The organism is Mesorhizobium sp. WSM4840, assembly GCF_055811755.1.
In genome coordinates, this window is sequence record NZ_JBVVQD010000004.1 from 1 (window position 1) to 17,295 (window position 17,295).

16 protein-coding genes are annotated in these 17,295 nt (G+C 64.3%); 4 read left to right on the forward strand and 12 right to left on the reverse strand.

Annotated elements, in window-relative coordinates:
* The 12 genes from AC0L3I_RS07605 to AC0L3I_RS07660 all read right to left on the reverse strand — a co-directional run.
* Nucleotides 1–430: helix-turn-helix domain-containing protein (locus AC0L3I_RS07605; RefSeq protein WP_473526517.1), on the reverse strand; the 430-nt coding region annotated here is incomplete at its 3' end.
* 104 nt (nt 431–534) lie between these two features.
* A complete protein-coding gene (locus AC0L3I_RS07610; protein ID WP_473485148.1) occupies nt 535–1,425 on the reverse strand; it encodes an amidohydrolase family protein in 891 nt (296 codons plus the stop codon).
* Entirely contained in the window at nt 1,422–2,558 is a 1,137-nt protein-coding gene (locus AC0L3I_RS07615) for a vWA domain-containing protein (protein WP_473526671.1), read from the reverse strand. Before AC0L3I_RS07615 ends, AC0L3I_RS07610 begins: the two co-directional genes overlap by 4 nt.
* 92 nt (nt 2,559–2,650) lie before the next feature.
* Entirely contained in the window at nt 2,651–3,532 is an 882-nt protein-coding gene (locus tag AC0L3I_RS07620; RefSeq protein WP_473526518.1) for an AAA family ATPase, read from the reverse strand.
* A gap of 9 nt (nt 3,533–3,541) precedes the next feature.
* Nucleotides 3,542–4,546: a xanthine dehydrogenase family protein molybdopterin-binding subunit gene (locus tag AC0L3I_RS07625; RefSeq protein WP_473526519.1), complete on the reverse strand. Its 1,005-nt coding sequence runs from the start codon at nt 4,544–4,546 to the stop codon at nt 3,542–3,544.
* A gap of 1 nt (nt 4,547) precedes the next feature.
* Complete coding sequence (locus tag AC0L3I_RS07630) at nt 4,548–5,915, reverse strand: xanthine dehydrogenase family protein molybdopterin-binding subunit (protein ID WP_473526520.1); 1,368 nt, start codon at nt 5,913–5,915, stop codon at nt 4,548–4,550.
* Between the two features lie 14 nt (nt 5,916–5,929).
* Nucleotides 5,930–6,412, reverse strand: a complete 483-nt coding sequence (locus AC0L3I_RS07635; RefSeq protein ID WP_192359772.1) for a (2Fe-2S)-binding protein — start codon at nt 6,410–6,412, stop codon at nt 5,930–5,932.
* Nucleotides 6,413–6,462: 50 nt separating this feature from the next.
* Complete coding sequence (locus tag AC0L3I_RS07640) at nt 6,463–7,257, reverse strand: FAD binding domain-containing protein (RefSeq protein WP_473526521.1); 795 nt, start codon at nt 7,255–7,257, stop codon at nt 6,463–6,465.
* 31 nt (nt 7,258–7,288) lie between these two features.
* Nucleotides 7,289–7,732, reverse strand: coding sequence for an SRPBCC family protein (locus AC0L3I_RS07645; RefSeq protein WP_473526522.1), 444 nt, complete (start codon nt 7,730–7,732; stop codon nt 7,289–7,291).
* A gap of 121 nt (nt 7,733–7,853) precedes the next feature.
* Nucleotides 7,854–8,681, reverse strand: coding sequence for an AraC family transcriptional regulator (locus AC0L3I_RS07650; protein ID WP_473485154.1), 828 nt, complete (start codon nt 8,679–8,681; stop codon nt 7,854–7,856).
* Between the two features lie 175 nt (nt 8,682–8,856).
* Entirely contained in the window at nt 8,857–9,855 is a 999-nt protein-coding gene (locus tag AC0L3I_RS07655; RefSeq protein WP_473485155.1) for an ABC transporter permease, read from the reverse strand.
* Between the two features lie 40 nt (nt 9,856–9,895).
* Nucleotides 9,896–10,636 (reverse strand): ATP-binding cassette domain-containing protein, encoded by a 741-nt coding sequence (locus AC0L3I_RS07660; RefSeq protein ID WP_029351636.1) that lies wholly within the window; start codon nt 10,634–10,636, stop codon nt 9,896–9,898.
* Between the two features lie 426 nt (nt 10,637–11,062).
* Here AC0L3I_RS07660 and AC0L3I_RS07665 point away from each other — a divergent pair, with 426 nt between their 5' ends.
* The 4 genes from AC0L3I_RS07665 (at nt 11,063) to AC0L3I_RS07680 (ending at nt 16,995) form a co-directional block, all read left to right on the forward strand.
* Complete coding sequence (locus tag AC0L3I_RS07665; RefSeq protein ID WP_473485156.1) at nt 11,063–12,052, forward strand: sugar-binding protein; 990 nt, start codon at nt 11,063–11,065, stop codon at nt 12,050–12,052.
* A 134-nt stretch (nt 12,053–12,186) separates the two neighbouring features.
* Complete coding sequence (locus AC0L3I_RS07670; protein WP_473485157.1) at nt 12,187–12,984, forward strand: FadR/GntR family transcriptional regulator; 798 nt, start codon at nt 12,187–12,189, stop codon at nt 12,982–12,984.
* Nucleotides 12,985–13,350: 366 nt separating this feature from the next.
* Nucleotides 13,351–14,448: a branched-chain amino acid ABC transporter substrate-binding protein gene (locus AC0L3I_RS07675; RefSeq protein WP_473485158.1), complete on the forward strand. Its 1,098-nt coding sequence runs from the start codon at nt 13,351–13,353 to the stop codon at nt 14,446–14,448.
* A gap of 81 nt (nt 14,449–14,529) precedes the next feature.
* The gene (locus AC0L3I_RS07680; protein WP_473526523.1) at nt 14,530–16,995 is read left to right on the forward strand and encodes a PAS-domain containing protein; all 2,466 of its coding nucleotides are present in this window, start codon (nt 14,530–14,532) and stop codon (nt 16,993–16,995) included.
* Nucleotides 16,996–17,295: the final 300 nt, after the last annotated feature.

Here is a 17,295-nt window from a genome sequence, read left to right on the forward strand (position 1 = left end):
TGAAATCCATCTGCCACAGATCGTTGGGAGCTTCGTGCTCGAAGCGGATGAAGGGCTGCGCCCCGCCGCCCAGCGCGATGCCGTTGCGGCGCAGGATGCCGGTCACCGTCGAGGCCGCGGGCGTGCCGATGCCATCGCGGGCGATGACGCGCGCGATCTTGCGTCCACCCCAAGCCGGATGCGCTGCGCGCACCGAAAGCGCAGCCGTTTCCACCTCCGGCGCGCACTGCGCCGGGCTCGATCGCGGCCGCCGCGACTGCTCGGCCAGTCCTGCCTCGCCCTCGCTCCGGTAGCGCGAAAGCAGCTTGTGGCCGCACGTCCGTCCGATGCCGAAGCGCCGACACAACGCGCTCACATTCGACCCCTCCGCCGAGGCCAGCCTCACGAACTCCAACTTCTGCTTCATCGCGCTTCTGTCCTTGAACGGCATCCCGAACCCCCTCGCGCACAATGCGCAAAACTGTTCGCGATGTCCTCGCACACCTGTTCGCGATCTCCCCAGTCCAAACAAAGGGGAGAAGGGAGGTCAGCGCGTCACACCGGCCGATACACGCGCTCCGCCGTGTTCCAAAAAATGCCCGCCTCGGCGGCCGCGCCATGCTTCGCCACCGCGTCGCGGTGCGCCTTGATCAGCTCGGCGTGGCTGGTCCACAGTTTCTCGATCGGGAAGTTCGAGCCGAATATCAGACGGTCGCTGCCGAGGATGTCGATGGCGTTGTCGACGATGTAGGCGATCAGCGCCGGGTCGTTGCGGTGGGTGAAGGTGCCGAGGCCGGACAGCTTGGCATAGAGGTTGGGCGCCTCCGAAAGCGTGCGCAGGCCGGCTTTCCAGGCTTGCGTAGTTTCCTCCGACATGTCGGTCAGCATGCCGGCATGCGTGAGGATGAAATTGGTCTCAGGATTCTCGCCGACAAGCGTCAGCCCGTCCTTCATCTGAGCCGGGAAAAGCTGCAGGTCGAAAGACAGGCCGTAGTCCTTCAGCCGCGCCACATTAGCCCGCACCTTCGAGTCGATGACCTGATCGGGCGCGGCGGCGAAGCGAAACGCCGGCGTTTCGTGCCAGTGGAGCTGCATGCGCACGCCGCGCAGCAGCTTGTATTTTACCAGCCGGTCGATCTGCGGCCTGATATCGTCCACCGTCATGTCGGCATAGCCGACGATGGCATGCGGCCAGCCGGTTTCGTTAGCCGTCTTCTGCAGGAAGGCGACCTCGGTCTCGAAATCCTCCTTCGCCCAGTTGGTCTGCACATAGACCGCCTTCTCGACGCCAGAGCCTTGCTGGTCGGCGAGGAATTCCTCGATCGGATAGTCGCGGCGGATCGGCTCGTAGGGTCCGAAGATGCGCGGCACCATCGGCCCGCGCAACCAGGGTTGATCTTCTCGGCGCCAGATGTGGAAATGCGCGTCGATCGCCTTTTGGGTCATGAAACCCTCTTCCAGATTGCTGCAGCCGCGGGGGCGGGGCGGGCGAGCGACAGGATGAAATCGGTGAGGCCCGAGATCGACGAGCCATCGACGAGATCGTCGAGCACCGGCAGGATGGCGCGAAGAGCTGCCGTCGCCGGCAGAAAGCGCGGGTCGCCGGCCAGAGGCGTCGCCAGCGAAAGCCGGAAGGCGCGTGCGCTCAGCCGGCGCATCGCCATTTCCAGCTCGGCATGGTCGCCGCGCTCCAACGCATCCGACAGGATGACGACCGCAGCGCCGCGCGCGAAAGCGGAGAAGCGCGGCACTGACAGGAGGGCGAGCAGCGTCGGTCCCATGCGGGTGCCGCCGTCCCAGTCGTCGACCAGTGCTGCCACGCGGGCCAGCGCCTGGTCGCGGTCGCGAATGCGCAGCGCCGCGGTGATGCGGGTCAGCCGCGTGCCGAAGGTGAAAATTTCGGCCCGGTCCGCGCCTTGCACCGCCGCATGCGCCAGTTTGAGGTAGTCCGACGTGTGCAGCTTCATCGAGCCTGACACATCGATCAGGATCAGCAGCTTGCGCGGCACGGTCTGCCTGCGGCGCAGCAGCGGCGACGGCACATCGCCATCGGCGCTGACGATTTCGCGCAGCGAACGGCGCAGATCGAGCTTGCCGCGCGCGTGCGTTCGCACGGTGCGGAAGGAGCGGCGGATGGGCAAGGCGGCAGCGAGCTTGCGGCGGAAGGCGGCAAGCCGGTCGCCGTCGCGCTGAAAGTCGCGGGCGCTCAACCATTCGGCGCCGGACGATAGCTCGCCGCCTTCCTCCTGGCGCGTCACCTCGATTTCTTCTTGGCTGGTGCCGCCATCGTCCTTGATGCGGGTTTCCTCGTCGGCCTCGCCCTCGACGAGGGCAGCCGTGTTGCCGCAGAAATGGCTTTGGAAATGCGCCTCGAACTCGTCGCGGCGGTCGGGCGGCGGCGCCAGCGTGGCAAGCGCTGCCTCGTGGATGTCAATCATCGAGCGCGGTCCAAGTAGCGTCACCGCCTGCATGAAGCCCGATACCTGCTCGGGCGCCACCGGGAAGCCATAGCGGCGCAGCAGCCGGCCAAAGCCGAGCAAGGGCGCAGCCGCCCGGGGCAAGCTTTCTCCCCGCATCATTCCTTCGCGGGTGCCGTCCCGCCAGCGGTGAGGTCGATCCGTATTCGGCCGCCCCGCTGTGAACGGGGCGAAGGGGTCGTTGACGTCGCGTGTCACACCAATGCCTCCTCGACGATCCGACCAAGCTCGGGGGCGATATAGGACAGGTCCTCTTCGTCCTTGATCAGCACGCCGATGGCGCGGCGAAAAGCTTCCGGCCACGGGCTGCCGCCCTTTTCGAGGATCGTCGCGGCATTGGCCCATTCGACCGCCTCGGCAATGCCGGGCGGCTTCGCCAGCGGCCGGGCGCGGATGTCGCGCACGGCAGATGCCACGGCGCGTGCGGTCGCCTCGGCGACGTCACCGGCGCGCAGCATGATGATGGCGGCCTCGCGCTCGGCGTCGGGGTAGGTAATCCAGTGGTAGACGCAGCGGCGCCGCAGCGCCTCGGCCAGTTCGCGGGTGCGGTTCGAGGTCAGGATGACGATCGGCTGCGATTTGGTGCGAATAGTGCCGCGCTCGGGAATGCTGATCTGGAAATCGGACAGGAATTCTAGGAGCAGCGCTTCGAACTCATGATCCGAACGGTCGATCTCGTCGACCAGCAGCACGCGCTTTTCCGGCGCCTTCAGCACCTGCAGCAGCGGCCGCGCGATCAGGAAACGGTCGTCATAGATGTCGACCACATGCTCGCCGGCATGGCGGATGGCGAGCAACTGGCGCTGGTAGTTCCATTCGTAGAGCGCATGCGCGGCGTCGATGCCCTCATAGCATTGCAGCCGCACCAGGTCGCGCCCGAGCACTTCGGCGATTGCTTTTGCGGCCTCCGTCTTGCCGACGCCGGGCGCGCCTTCGAGCAGCAGCGGCTTGCCCAGCCGGATCGCCAGGAAGATGGCGGTGGCGAGGCTCTCATCGGCCAGATAGCGCGAAGCGGCGAGGCGGGACGCCACCGCCTCGGGCGAGATCGCGACAGTGCCGGCGCTTCTCTTGGGCATTTCCAGCACTCAGTTCGAGGCTTGCGCCTTCAGCGCGCGCAGGATGCGTTCCGGCGTGATCGGCAGCGTGTCGATGCGCACGCCGACGGCGTCGAAGACGGCATTGGCGACCGCAGGGATTTGCGGGTTGGCGCACATTTCGCCCGGCCCCTTGGCGCCATAGGGTCCGTCGGCAGAGGGCCTCTCCAGTACGATGATCTCGGTTTCGGGCAGATCGCCAGGACCCGGCATCAGATACTGGTTGAAGTCGGTGCCGCCATGGTCGCGATTGGGGTAATAGGGTTCCGTCGTCTCGTAGAGCGCATGGCTGATGCCCATCCACGAGCCGCCGACGAGCTGCTGCTCGACCATTTTCGGGTTCAGCGCGCGGCCGATCTCGAAGACGTTCTTCACCGTCAGCACGGTGACCTCGCCGGTCTCGTCGTCGACCTCGACCTCGGCCACGGTGCAGGCGTGCGCATAGCAGGTCGACGGTTTCATCGCGCCGGTTTCTTTCTCGGGATATGAGCGCGGGATCAAAAACATGCCGCGGCCGGAAATCGAGCGGCCGCGCTTGAAATGCGCCGACAGCGCGACATCGAAGATCGAGATCGATTTTTGCGGGGCGCCCTTGACCAGGATGTTGCCCTGGCCGTCGGTCTCGAGGTCCGAGGCATTCACCTCCAGCTCCTCGGCCGCCACTTCCAGCATCACCTGGCGGGCTTCCCTGGCCGCCTGGATGACCGCGTTGCCGGCGCGGTGCGTGCCGCGCGAGGCGAAGGTGCCCATGCAGTGCGGGCCAGTGTCGGTGTCGGCGGTGTCGACGACGACGCGGTCGGTCGGCACGCCGATCGTCTCGGCGCAGATCTGCGCCATGATCTGCTTCATGCCCTGGCCGAGATCGACGCTCGACAGCGTCACCATGAAATTGCCGGTCGGCGTCGAATGGACCAACGCCTGGGTCGGGTCGCCGCCGAGATTCATGCCGGTCGGATAATTGATCGCGGCGACGCCGCGTCCGCGCCTGATCGCCATCTCAAGCTCCCTTCGCGTAGGACGACATCGCCATGAACTTCTCCGCCACCGGCCAGTTGGCGGCGCGCGAAGCTTCCTGCATGCACTCGATCAGCGCGGCTCCTTCGGTCGGCTGGCGGTGCGCCTTCATGTCGCCGTCGCGGTAGGCGTTGATGAAGCGGAATTCGAGCGGGTCCATGCCGATCAGCCGGGCGAGCTTGTCCATCTGCACTTCCAGCGCGAAATCGCCGATGGTGACACCGAAGCCGCGCATGGCGGAGGAGGGGGTGCGGTTGGTGTAGACGCAGTAGGTGTCGATCCAGACATTCGGGATCGTGTAGGGGCCGGGATAGTGGCCGGCGCCCTTCTGCGCGCCGTAGGGCGAGTGGCGCGAATAGGCGCCGGCATCGGTGTAGCCGGTGACTTTTCTGGCGACGATGCGGCCGTCCTTCATGACGCCGTCCTTGATGACGACCTTTTCCGCCGCGCGCGGCGAGGAGATCTGCATCTCCTCCGCGCGGCTGTAGATGAAGGAGACAGGACGACCGGTCAGCTTGGCGCCGAGGATCGCAATCGGCTCGACAATGACGTCGACCTTGCCGCCAAAACCGCCGCCGACGGTACCGCCGACGAAATGCAGTCTGTTGCCGGGCATCTGCAGGATGATCGAGGCATTATCGAGCGTGAAGAACATCGCCTGCGTGTTGGTGTAGCAGGTGAAGCGATCGTTGCCCTCGGGGGCGACGATGCAGCCGGTCGTCTCGGTCGGCGCATGCTCGATCGGCGACGATTGGTAGGTCTGTTCGAGCACGTGATCGGCGCTGGCGAAGCCGGCCTCGACATCGCCGAAGCGCACCTTGCGGCATTCACCGCTGTCATAGAGATAGTAGTTCCGGCCGTGATATTCGTTGACTATCGGCGCGCCGGGCTTCAGCGCTTCCTCCATGTCGAAGACCGCCGGCAGCACCTCGTAATCGACCTTGACCTTGGCCGCCGCCTCCTGCGCGGCACGCTCGGTCTCGGCCAGCACCGCCACCACCGCCTCGCCCTTCCAGCGCACCTTGCCGTCGGCCAGCACCGTCTCGTCCTCCGGCCCGATCTGGATCAGGATCAGGATGGTGTAGACATTGTGCGGCACGTCCTTGGCGGTCAGGATTTTCACCACGCCCGGATGCTTCTCGGCCTCTGAAATGTCGATGCCGCGGATGCGGGCGTGATGATGCGGGCTGCGCACCATCTTCAGATGCAGCATGCCGGGGAAATTGCGGTCGGCGAAATAAGCGGTCTTGCCGGTGACGTGACCGGGTGAATCCGAACGCGGCCGCGGTTGGCCGATCTCGTGCAGATCGTCCTTGCGCTGGTCGGCGAAATAGCTCTTGCGGAGTTCCATCTTTTTGACTCCCGTCAGGCCGCATTCTGCGAATTGGACCGCGCGGCGGTCAGCACCGCCTGGATGATCGGCTCGTAGCCGGTGCAGCGGCAGATATTGCCCGACAGCGCCTCGACCACCTCGTCGCGGCTGGGGTTCGGCGTGTGGTCGAGCAGCACCTTGGCGGCCATGATCATGCCCGGCGTGCAGAAGCCGCATTGGGTGGCGAAGGCGTCGAGGAAGGCGCGCTGCAAAGGGTGCAGCACGCCGCCTTCCGAGAGACCTGACGTCGTGGTGATGGCGGCGCCGCTGCAGGTCTCGGCCAGCGTCAGGCAGGAAAGCCGCAGCTCGCCGTCGATGATGACCGAGCAGGCGCCGCATGTGCCCTGATGGCAGCCGCCCTTCGGCGAGGTGTCGCCGATCTTGTCGCGCAGCGCATGAAGCAGCGTCGTGCCGCTGTCGATGAATTCGGCCTTCTCCGCGCCGTTGAGCGTGAACTGAACCGGGACCTTTGCCATCTTTTCTACTCCTTGCGCCGCAGCCAGGCGGACTTACCCGCCATTGGCTTTCAGGCGAGCAAAAGCCGGCCGAGATGGACCGGCAGGACTTCGTTGCGATACCAGGCACTGGCGATCGGATCGGTGATCGGCGCGGTGCCGTCGCTCGCAACGGCCAGCGCCGGCGCGATGCCGTCGCTGCTGAGTATTCTGCCGAGCAGCGCCTTCTCCGCCGCCGTCGCGCGCATCGGACGGTCGGCCATGCAGCCAAGCGCGATCCGCGCCGAAGACACGGTGCCGTCCGGCGCCTGTTCCAGCACGGCGGCGATGCTCAGCACCGAGACGCCCTTCGGCTTGATCCGCGACACTTTCAGGAAGCGAAAGCCGCCTTCCACTGGCAAGCTGAAGCCGACCGAAGTGACGATGGCGTGATTGCTTTCGCGCTTTGCCAGGAAGGTTTCGATCGGCATCTCGCCGCCATCGATGCTGACTGTTGCGTCCAGCGCCAGCAGCGCCACGGTGAAATCGCCATAGGGCGCCGGGGCGAAGAGATTGCCGCCGATCGTCGCCATGTTGCGGATCGCCGGGCCGCCGACGGCGCGCGCGGCGCCGGCAAGCGGAGCGAGATCCAGGTGACGGGTGATCGCCGCCATGGTCACCGAGGCGCCGATGCGAACCTCACTGCCGGAAACAGTGATGGCCGACAGCGCCGGTTCGGTCGACCTGATAAGACTGGAGACCGAGACATCGCCTTCATTGGCGGCGCGCACGGCCAGCGTGCCGCCGCCGAGATAGCGGGTGCCGGCGGCTTTCAGCGCCGCGGTCGCGTCCTTCACCGTCGAGAAAGTCTGCAATGCAAGCGCCATGGAACGCTCCTGTTTGTCAGCCCCATTCAGTTCAACCTTGGTCGGCGAAATGACTTTTCAAAGCGTTGAAGCCGCCCTGGAAGACGTTGGCGCCCATGCCTTCGGCCAGCTTGTCGGCTTCCTCGGGAGCAGCGTCGAAGCTGGCGGTCCATTCGGCATAGGTGCGGTCGCCATCGGTCACCCGCCGCAGCTGCAGCGTCGCCTTGTGGTTGGTGAGCGGTTGCGGCGTCTCCAGGATGGAGTAGCTGACGAGGAAATTGTCGTCGGAGAAGTCGAGCAGCTTTTCGCGGATGCGGGCGCCGCTGGCGAGCTCGAAATTGCGCACGCAGCCGATCGTGCCGGCATCCTTGCCGTCCTCGATATGGCTTTCGACCATGCGCGGGTGCCAGCTCGGCAGACCGTTGAAGTCGCGTATGCGCGCCCAGACCTTTTCGATCGGTGCGTCGATGACGCTGGAGATGGTGACTTTCGCCATATGATCGTTCCCTTGCAAATATCTGTGTCGCGAGGGTAGGGCGGCGAGCCCGACGGCGCTTATCAATGCGTCTTGAATGCCTATCAATAAGTCTGAAAAAACGGGCAGTCTGAAAATGGCTTCAGGAGATGGCCCGCGCCGCCTCGCGATAGAGTGTCGGCGGAACGCCGACATGGTCGCGGAAGAAGCGCGAGAAATTGCCCTGCGTGGTGAAGCCGAGATTGCAGGCGACCGAGATCAGCGGCTCCTGTGACCATTGCAACTGCCGCACTGCTTCCTCCATGCGCAGCGTGTTCCAGTAGACGTTGGGCGTCAGATTGGTCTGCTCCTTGAACAGCGCGAAGAAATGCGGCCGCGACAGGCCGACGCTGCGCGCCACATCATCGAAGCAGATGCGTTCGCAGACATTAGCCTTCATCAGCTGGATCGCCTTGCGGACACGGAAGTCCTGCATGGTGTGGACGCGGGCGCGTGCCACTTGCGGTGCCGAGGCGTCGGCGGCGTCGAGCACGCTGTCGATGAAGCGCTCGATCTCGTAATTGGCGATGTCGTCGATGCTCTCATTGTCGCTGAGATGATCGAGAAGGTTGGCCGCCGCCTTGTGCAGCCACGGCTCCAGCACGATCGCTGGTGTCGAGAACAGTGGTGCAGCGGACGGCAGATCTCGGCGCCGTCGCGCCCAGTCCGGATCGATGTAGAAGGCGAGGAACAGGCCGGGGCGGCCGTCGCGGGACAAAGCGTGGCTGTGCGGCTGGAAGGAATTGATGCCGGCGGCGGTGCCGGGTCCAAGCCGCACCGTCTCGCGGCCGATGGTCATCTCGCCGGCCGTGCCTTCCAGCCAGATGATGATATGCGCCTCGACATGGGCATGGGTGACGAAGTCGCTGGCGACGTTCAGGACAGAAACATGTCCGAACCGGCCCCAGTAGAGCCTGATCGCTTCCGTCATGGGTATATCCTCCCGCAGGCGACTGGCCTCCCTTCGCCTGCAATGGGGATAGTGCGGCTCGTTCCGGGCCTGCGTCAAGGTACATGCGCACGCCTGGCGCCCGCTATGGACCGTGCCGACCGATTTTCAGACTGAGCGATTGCAAGGGAAACGAATAGCGCTTGTGACCTGCGGTCTATTCGTTGCGCCTGAAATTGCGGAGCCGATCGAACAGAACGGCCAGCAGAATGGCGCCGCCGATGAACACTCCCTGCCAGAAGGCGTTGATGCCGAGCAGGCCGAGGCTGTTGCGGATCACTTCGATCAGCGCCGCGCCGACGACGGCGCCAAAGGCTGTGCCCATGCCGCCGGCGAGGTTGGCGCCGCCGATGACGGTGGCGGCGATGACCTGGAGCTCCATGCCGTTGCCGAGATTGGTGGTGACGGCGCCCAGCCAGCCGGTCTGGATGATGCCGGCAAGGCCCGCCGCCAGCGCCGAGATCATGTAGACAACGACCTTGATCTGGCGCACCGGAACGCCGGTCAGCGTCGCCGCATGCTCGTTGCCGCCGATGGCGAAGATGTGCCGGCCGAATTTCGTCCAGCGCAGGACGAAGCCGGTGATCAGCGCCAGCACGATCATGTAGAGCACCGGATTGGCGATGCCGAACACAAAGGCGCCGCCACCCAGCGCCAGAAGCTTGTCGTGGTCGGGCCCGAACTGGAAGACGACGGTGTTGTTGGAGGCGACCATGGCCAGGCTGCGCGCGATCGATAGCATGCCGAGCGTCACCACGAACGGCGGAAAGCCGAGATAGGCGATCAGGATGCCGTTGAAGGCGCCGATGATCAGCGCCGTCGCGATCGCAGCGGCAATGCCGACCTCGATGCCGTAGCCGGCATGCATGGTCACGGCCAGCACCATCGAACACAGGCAAAGCACCGAGCCGACCGAAAGGTCGATGCCGCCGGTGATGATGACGAAGGTCATGCCGAGCGCGACGATCGCGACGAAGGTGACATTGCGCGTGATGTTATAGAGGTTCTTCGACGTGGCGAAGGAATCGGTTGCCACGGACAAGAACAGGCAGGCGAGGATGACGGCGATCACCACCCAGAAGGTCTGGCTGGCAAACACCCTGGTCAGCAAAGTGTGCTGTTTCTGCGCGATCGTCTGGTCAAGAGTTACTGCCATCGTCGACCTTTATCTGCTTGCGTGGTGAAACCGGCTGGCATCAAACCTGTTCGATGGCGCCAGTGATAAGCCCGGTGACTTCCTCGGGCGAACTCGACGCGATCGTCTTATCGGCGACCTTGCGGCCGCGTCGCATGACGATGACGCGGTCGGCAACGTCAAAAACGTCGGGCATGCGGTGACTGATCAGCACGACCGCTATGCCCTGGTCGCGCAGATGGCGGATCAGGTTCAGCACCTCGGCGACCTGCCGGACCGAGATCGCCGCCGTCGGCTCGTCCATCAGCACGATCTTGGCTTGCGAAAGCATGGTGCGGGCGATCGCCACCGCCTGCCGCTGGCCGCCCGACATCTGCTTGACCAGATCGCGCGGGCGGGTTTCGGATTTCAGCACGGCAAAAATCTGGCCGGCGCGCTTGTACATCGCGGCGTAGTCGAGGATGCGAAACGGCCCGACGCCGCGGCGCAGCTCGCGGCCGAGATAGACATTGGCGGCAGCCGTCAGATTGTTGCAAAGCGCCAGATCCTGATGGACGATCTCGATGCCGTGCTGGCGCGCCTCCACCGGCTTGTGCAGGATCAGCTCCTTGCCGTCCATTTGCATCGTGCCATGGCTCGGGCGGAAATTGCCGGCGATCATCTTGACCAGCGTCGACTTGCCGGCGCCGTTGTCGCCCATCAGCCCGACCACCTGTCCGGCCTCGATCGACAGCGAAACGTCGTTGACGGCCTGGATGGCGCCGAAATGTTTTGAGATGTTGGCGAGTTCGAGAACCGACACCAGACTGCTTCCTCCGTGCTTTCGGCCTGTGGTCCTGCCGCGGCCTCGCTCTTCCCAGCTCCTCCCGGGAACCGCGCTTTCGCCCATTTACGCATATGCCCCCTTGCCGTCAACAGCGGCTTCTTTCGAAAAATCCGTTTTGTAGGACAAATAGCAATTGACGTCCGTAGCAAGCCGATATTAGCTAAGCGTCGGAGGAGATTATGCCGATCTCCTGCCCCGGCGCGCCGGGGCGAAGTAGGCGGAGGTTTATCGGTCGAGGATCTGGCAGCGTCCATATCGCGCTGGTCTGTGATCGCATCTGGAAATACTTATCGGCCCGGCTTGGCGACACGAGCGCTCGCGAAACGAACCTCTGTCATCGCGCATCCGGGCTGGTCTGTGTGGCGGGCACGCCGTGTCCGTCTGTTTCAAGGGAGGACTGAAATGAGGAAATCACTATTGCTCGCTGCCGTCGCCATGCTGGCGTTGGGCGCCGGGCCGGCTATGGCCAAGAAACAGCTCGTCATCGTGGTGAAGGGGCTCGACAATCCGTTCTTCGAGGCCATTAACCAGGGTTGCCAGAAATGGAACTCGGAAAACGCCAACTCGGAATATGAATGCTTCTACACCGGTCCGGCGTCGACTTCGGACGAGGCCGGCGAAGCCCAGATCGTTCAGGACATGCTGAGCAAGCCAGACACGGTGGCGATGGCCATTTCGCCGTCCAACGCGCCGCTGATCGCGCAGACGATCAAAAGCGCCAATCCGTCGATCCCGATCATGACGCTCGACGCCGACCTCAGCAAGGAAGATGCGGCGCTGCGCAAGACCTATCTCGGCACCGACAACTATCTGATGGGCTACAAGATCGGCGAGTATATCAAGAAGGCCAAGCCGGACGGCGGCAAGATCTGCACCATCGAAGGCAATCCGGCGGCCGACAACATCCTGCGCCGCGCTCAGGGCATGCGCGACGCGCTTACAGGCCAGAAGGATCTCCCGGCGCTCGCCGGCGAGGGCGGCTGGACCGAGGTCGCCGGCTGCCCGGTGTTCACCAACGACGACGGCGCCAAGGGCGTGCAGGCGATGACCGATATCCTCGCCGCCAATCCCGATCTCGACGCCTTCGGCATCATGGGCGGCTGGCCGCTGTTCGGTGCGCCGCAGCCCTATCGCGACCTGTTCAAGCCGATGGCCGAGAAGATCGCCAGCAACGAGTTCGTCATCGGCGCGGCCGATACGATCGGTGACGAGGTGGCCATTGCCAAGGAGGGTCTGGTGACCGCACTGGTCGGCCAGCGGCCGTTCGAGATGGGCTACAAGGCACCCTCGGTGATGATCGACCTGATCGAAGGCAAGCCGGTCGCCGATCCGGTCTTCACCGGTCTCGACGAGTGCACCAAGGATACGGTCGATACCTGCATCCAGAAGTAGGTTCGCAGGTTTCGGGGCGTCCGCTGGCCGGGCGCCCCGTCACACCGGTTCACGAAACGTGCGAGGTGACAGTGCTGGGGCGAACCGCTCCTGCTTTGCCGCGCCTTGAGTTCAGCCTGTGCCGGGGAACATGGATGTCGGACGCAAGATTGAAAAAGCGACCTACAACGGTCAAGGCACGGGCCAAGGTCAAGGCACAGGCTGCCCGTCCGCCCGGCGCGCGCCGTACCGACGCGGCGCTGATCCCCGGATCGAGCGTGCATGCGTCGCTGGCCAACGAAATCGGCCTCAGGATCGTGCGCGGCGACTATCCGCCGGGAACCATCCTGCCCAACGAGGCCAAATGGTCCGAGACTTTCAACGTCAGCCGCTCGGCGGTTCGCGAAGCGATCAAAATGCTTATGGCCAAGAGCCTGCTGGCATCACGCCCCAAAATCGGCAGCTGGGTCGAGCCGAAGGAGCGCTGGAACCTGCTCGATCGCGACGTGCTCGCCTGGTACGCGACGGCGCCCGATCGCGAAATGTTCCTGCGCACCGTCCAGGAATTCCGCCACATCATCGAGCCGGAAGCCAGCGCCTTTGCCGCGATGCGGCGCACAGACGAGCAGATGGCCGAGATCAGCCAGGCCTGCCGGGAGATGGGCGAGGCGGCGACGCTGCCCGAGCGCACCCGCGCCGATACGCGATTTCATCTCGCCATCCTGCGGGCGTCGGGCAACGACCTCCTGGTGCCGCTCGGCGTGCTGATCGAATCCGCGCTCGACCACCTGTTCGTCTTCGTCACCCGCGAGACCAGCGATCAGCGGCGGGCACAGTCACTGCACGAGGCGATCGAGAAGAACATCCGGCTCCAGCGGCCGGCTGCAGCCCGCACCGCGGTGCACAGACTGCTCGCCAACACCGACGACGTTATCGGGCGGTCGCGGCGGTAAGGTCAAACCCAATCGCTCTGAACGGAAAGTTCGGCTCTAAGCGGAAACTCGTTCGCGCTCGGCCGAACTCCCGCCCATGACCCGAAGGCGACGTTCGTAGGTCGGGCCGGAATGTCTGCAAAGGGGGCAATCCACTTCGTAGCACGCGATGGCAACAACCGCTTAGGCCCGATTTTGTTGAGAACCTCGGCAAGCGCGAGCGCTTTAGCCGTCAACTAACCCGCGCAGGGATATGGCAAATCCAGGTAGAAGCCTAATCAACGACGAGACGAGTGCGCTGCAGGAACAGCCAAGATATCCACGTTCGCGGAAAGGACTGTCGGCGTTGACGAGATTGGCGTAAACTACACGCTTGGGGTGTCATCCATGCACCGTATCATCACAGTGGCTTTTGTGGCGCTCGCGGCGTTGTTCATCTGCCCCGCGCGGGCGGAGGTATTGGTCGGGGTTTCGGCCGCGATGACGGGGCGGCTCGCCTGGATTGGCGAGCAGGGGCAGCGTGGGGCAGAGATGGCTGTTGCCGACTTCAATGCGGCGGGCGGCGTTCTCGGCCAGCAGGTGGGGTTAATCGCGGTCGACGATTTCTGCGATCCCGAACAGGCGGTGGTGGCAGCCCGGAAGCTGGTCGCTGATGGCGTGGTGCTCGTCATCGGTCACTACTGCTCCGGAGCCTCGATCCCGGCATCGAAGGTGTACGAGGCGGCGGGAGTTCTGCAGATTTCGCCGGGATCGACCAATCCGCAGCTGACCGAACAGGGTCGGGCCAACGTCTTCCGCGTCATTGGTCGCGACGATACGCAAGGAATCGTGGCCGGCAACCACCTAGCCGATCACTGGAGCGACAAGAAGGTCGCGATCCTTCACGACAGCACGACATATGGGAAAGGTCTCGCCGATGAGACCAGAAAGCAGCTGAACAAGCGGGGCGTGACCGAAGCTGTCTACGACGCGTACACCCCAGGCAAGGACGACTATTCGGCCGAGGTCGCTGCACTACAGGCCGCTGGCATCGCCGTGCTGTATGTCGGTGGGTATCATGCCGAGGTTGCGCTGATTGTTCGCGCCGCACGCGACCGCGGCTACGCGGTTCAGATCATCTCCGGCGATGCCCTGGCGACCGAGGAATTTGCCCTGATCGCCGGCCCCGCGGCCGAGGGGACCCTCTTCACGTTCTCCGCGGACCCACGGCGAAACCCCGAAGCGGCTCCGGTAGTGGAGCGATTCCGTGCCGAAAACTTCGAGCCCGCAGGCTACACGCTGCTGAGCTACGCTGCCGTCCAGGTCTGGGCGCAGGCGGTCGAGAAGGCAGGTTCGCTGGAGCTGGCGACGGTCATCGCGACCCTGCGCGGGCAGGAGTTCGACACTGTCCTGGGCTCGATCGATTTCGACGACAAGGGCGATCTCTCGACCCAGAACTGGGTATGGTACGTCTGGCGAAGTGGAGAGTACGTGCCGGTCGAGTAAGGGCCAATTCGACGGTGCGCCGCTTGAGATATCTGATGCAGACCACGTTAGCGGGTTCATTCGGATCAAAGCGTTGCCGCGATGCTTGAACGCCTCGGCATACGCGGCCGCCTGCTGCTGGCTTTTTTCGGGATCAGCGCCTTCGCAGTGCTGGCAACAGCGGCTGCCCTGTATGCCTTTCTCCAGGTCGGCGACGTCGTCGACCGCATCACCAGGGATCGGGTGCCGTCGGCGCTTGCCTCCCTCCAGCTGTCGCGCCAGGCCGAGCGGGTCGCGGCCATTGCGCCGGCCGTGCTGACGTCGACTAGCAAAGCCCGGCACAACGAAGTCTCGGCCGCGATCGGGGTCGAGATGACGCGACTCGAGGAGCTGCTGGCCGCGCTCAAGGGTGCCGCGCTTGGAACGCCAGCGGTGGCTGAGATCGAGGCTGCGGTGCTCGGTCTCAGGCGCAACCTCGACGCTCTCGACGACCTTGTTGCCACGCGCCTCGCCGTGGTCGCGCGCAAGGAAGAGCTGCTGCGCCGCTTGTCGGCGACGACAATTGCAGGCCAGCGTCTCGTGGCCCCCGGCATCCTGGTGATGAATTCCAGGCTCGCGCAGTGGCGGGCGGCCGCGGCCGACGCATCGCTCGCGCCGGATCGAAGCGCGGCGGTCATGGCCGATCTCGTCCAGGCGATTGCAGCCTACGTCCCCCAACAGAGGGCGCACCAGGAGATGTCGGCGGTCAACGACGCTCTGATCAGGACGGCGGACGCGTCGACTCTGGGCGATCTGGCGTTGATCCTGTTTCCGCTGCGCCGGTCCCTTGCCGCTCTGGAAACGATCTCAGCCGAGATCGACGAGAAGCTGCAGGTCCGCTTCCGACAACGGGTGGACGAGTTTAAGGCGCTGATCGATGGCGAAAAGAGCATCCCCAAGGCCCGCCAGGACGAGCTCGCCGTCCTGGCGCAGGGCGAAAAGCTTCTCGGCGAAAACAATCGGCTGTCGCGCAGCCTCACCGCTGCCGTTGATCGGCTGGTCGTCGCGGCGGACCGCGAGATCACCGCGTCCGGTCTCGAAGCCGCGGTCGTCCAGCGCTACGGCACCGGAGTTGTCCTTGGCTCCGCCTTCCTCAGCCTTCTGAGTTCGGTTCTGGTGGTCTGGCTCTATGTTGACCGAAGCCTTCTCGCCCGGCTGGGGGCGGTGAGCCAAGGCATGTTCGCGATCGCTGGCGGCAATCTTCGAGCGCACCTACCTGCCGCCGGCCGAGACGAAATCGGCCGCATGGCCGAGGCGCTCAGGCTGTTCCGGGACACCGCGGTCGAGGTCGAGGAAAAGAACCTGCGCGAGGTCGCCGAGGCGCGCCAGCGGCTCGTCGACGCCATCGAGAGCATCTCTGAGGGTTTCGCGCTGTATGACCGGGAGGACCGGCTCGTCCTCAGCAACAGCCGCTATCGCGAACTGCTCTACGCCGGCCTGGAGGAAATGACGCCCGGCACGATATTCGAGCAGATCATCCGCCGGTCCGCTGAGCGCGGCTACATCAAGGATGCCGAGGGGCGGGTCGAGGAATGGGTCGCCGAGCGGCTCTCCCGGCACCGCAACCCTGGCGACCCCTGGGTGCAACGGCGCGGCGATGGACGATGGATCATGATAGGCGAGCGGCGGATCACCGGCGGCGGAACGGTCGCCGTCTACTCGGACATCACGGAGCTGAAGCAACGGGAGGAAAACCTCGCCGAGAAGTCCGCGGCTCTCGAGGCGCTTTCCAACAAGCTGGCCAAGTATCTCGCGCCGCAGGTGTACAAATCGATATTTTCCGGCCGTCAGGACGTCAGGATCGCCAGCCAGCGCAAGAAGCTGACCATATGCTTCTCAGACATCGCTGGCTTTACCGAGACCACTGACAAGATGGAGTCCGAGGATCTCACCCAGCTCCTCAACCACTATCTGACGGAAATGTCGAAAATTGCTTCGGATCACGGCGCGACGATCGATAAGTATGTCGGTGACGCGATTTTGATGTTTTTCGGCGATCCGGAGACTCGCGGTGTCAAGGAGGACGCGCTCGCCTGCGTCGAGATGGCCCTCGCCATGCAGAAGCGGATGACCGACCTTGCCGAAATCTGGCGTGACATCGGCATCGAAACGCCGCTGCGCTGCCGCATCGGCATCCATACCGACTACTGCACCGTCGGCAACTTCGGCAGCGAAGACCGGATGGACTACACGATCATCGGCGGCGCCGTGAATCTCGCCTCACGCCTCGAGCAGGAGGCGCCGCCGGGCGCCGTGCTCATTTCCTATGAGACATTTGCGCAAGTGAAGGACACTATCGCCTGCGTGGAACTGGGACACATCCAGGTCAGGGGCATCGCCTATCCCGTCGCCACCTATCGCGTCCTCGATCTGAAGGCCAATATGGTCGCCGCCCGCAGCGCCGTTCGAACCGTGCTGCCGCATCTCAGCCTGGAGGCTGAACCCGAGCTGATGTCTGCTGACGAGCGTGAGCAAGCCGCTAATGCGCTTCGAGACGTGCTCAATCGACTTTGTCACAAGCTTGGGTAGTGGGGCTCGCGCCCGCACCCGGTTCGTCGCCTTCCACAGCGCTCACCTTGTCGACCAACGCAGGGATGGTTCCTTCGCCAGCGCCTCCTTGGGGCCGAGACTTTACCTTCCCGGCGTCGCTGGCAAGGTCGGCAATTGGCGCCACTTGCTCGTTCTCATCGTCGAGATGAATGGCAACATTCTACCCATCTTGGCCATTTGCGCTGGCTGATCGGGTTTGCCCATAGATGATAGTCCTAAAGGTTCGGTTCGGAAGATGATGATCAAACAGGAGCATAGCGCCTGGTTCTATTGCAATGA